Annotated in this window: 3 protein-coding genes and 1 pseudogene; all 4 read left to right on the top strand. The window is 53.4% G+C overall.

Annotated elements, in window-relative coordinates:
- A partial coding sequence (locus ACE4YL_RS09845) for a hypothetical protein (RefSeq protein WP_461369598.1) occupies positions 1–193 on the top strand: 193 nt, incomplete at its 5' end.
- Positions 194–398: 205 nt separating this feature from the next.
- A complete protein-coding gene (locus ACE4YL_RS09850; protein ID WP_461369599.1) occupies positions 399–824 on the top strand; it encodes a hypothetical protein in 426 nt (141 codons plus the stop codon).
- Positions 824–1,567: a radical SAM protein gene (locus ACE4YL_RS09855; protein WP_461369600.1), complete on the top strand. Its 744-nt coding sequence runs from the start codon at positions 824–826 to the stop codon at positions 1,565–1,567. The genes ACE4YL_RS09850 and ACE4YL_RS09855 overlap by 1 nt, the downstream gene beginning before the upstream one ends.
- A gap of 64 nt (positions 1,568–1,631) precedes the next feature.
- Positions 1,632–1,811: pseudogene (locus ACE4YL_RS09860) on the top strand (hypothetical protein); the annotation flags it as partial.

The following is a 1,811-nucleotide window of genomic DNA, read 5'->3' on the forward strand; positions in this document are numbered from 1 at the left end:
TTACTGGGCGCTGAAGATGGAGAAGCTCCCCGAGGTAGGCAGGGACACAAAAAGCAAGGGCCAGAAAAGCCCGAGTTCTGAACGTTTTTCGCCCGGCAAAAATTCTAAAACAGCAAAAAATAATAAAAAGGGAACGAAGGCCAAAAAAGCCCGAGATATAGGCGTTTTCCCCGACCAAGAAGTGCCGTTTTAAGGCGTTTAAAAAGCCTGCCCATACCTTTATACCTTGACCGCTCTCCACGGCCCTTACAGGGCGTCTACGGAGCTTTGAATTTTTAGACATCTCCAGAAAACGGAGGTAGAGCGAGGAAGAGGAAGAAAACAGAAGAAAAACACTGATAAACCCTTGTGTATCCTTCCAGAAAGTGCTATAATATACATGAAGGGGGAATCAGGGCATGGGCGGGAAACAAACACCATCACAGAAAGCCTGGGCGACCATTCGGGAACGCTACCCGAAGGGCGAACTCTCCAGAAGGGCCTGGAAAACAATCCGGGAGAAATACCCGCCTGGGGAACTGGCACGCAGGGCGTATAAAACGCGCCGTCACAATCAAATCATGCAAATGACCGATGAAGAATACGAAGATTACATCTTGCAGCAGATAGACCGCGAATATGTCACCGCCGAACACAAAAGAATCCGCGACCTCATCCGGCAGGCAGGCGGAATCAGTGACCACGACTACGAAGATATCCCGACCTGGTGCAAGCGGAAAGACGGCCAACCCTTAGACGTTCTGGTCTCCGAGCTTGCCGGTGACGGCGTGCCCATCACATGCGCTGATGACCTCTACCAACTACTTCAGGAGGTATCGCCGTAATGCCGATTATTTATGAACCACGGGGAAGGGCTCGGGAATACTGTGAATTAGCAGCCAATCTATACCGGGGATGCGGACACGGCTGCCGCTACTGCTACGCACTGGCAGCCACCAGAGCCGACAGGGGAAAGTTTTACCGGGAACCAGTGCCGAGAAAAAATGTTATCGAGGAACTTTCCAAAGACGCCCGACGCTTTGAGCTTAAATTCAAGGGGCCGGTCCTGCTGTGCTTTACTTGCGATCCCTACCAGCCGATCAACGACGAACACGACCTGGCCAGGAAAGCCATCCGGATTCTACGGGGAAACGGCTTTCCGGTAGAAGTCCTCACCAAGGGCGGGAAACGGGCCGAGAAAGATTTATCCATGCTGGGCGCTGGCGACAAAGTGGGCGCGACCCTGACATTTATCAACCCGGCAGATTCGCTGGAGTGGGAACCGGGCGCAGCTCCACCGACAGAACGATTCGCCATGCTGGAAAAGGCCAAGAGCCTGGGCCTTACCACCTGGGCCAGCCTGGAGCCGGTCATCGACCCCGAGCAAAGCCTGGAGATTATTCGGCGGGCTCACGAATACGTCGACACCTTCAAGGTGGGAACGCTGAACCACCACCCGCTGGCGCGAGAAATAGACTGGTATCGCTTCGGCAGCCAGGCAGTGGAGCTGCTTGACGAACTCAGGTGCGGCTATTACATCAAAGATGACCTGAGAAAACACCTGGAACAGGAAAGACTATTCGCCTGACGCCAGACAAAAACCGATAAACAATTAACCGCCTTCCGGGGCGGTTTCCTTTTGGGGTGAAACCATGGCAGAAGATAAGAAAAAACTGAATCTAACCGAACAGGCCCGCGAGATCCTGCGCATTGCCGAGCAGCACGGGGTGGAGCAGAACTTCTTTTTCATCACCACGTTCAAACGCTACCAGGTGCAGCTCTCCATCCTGTCTGATCTCGAAAAGGCAATCCAAGAAGACGGCCTGCTCGTC

It is taken from the genome of Candidatus Darwinibacter acetoxidans (assembly GCF_041936445.1).
Lineage (GTDB): Bacteria > Bacillota > Limnochordia > Darwinibacteriales > Darwinibacteriaceae > DTU010.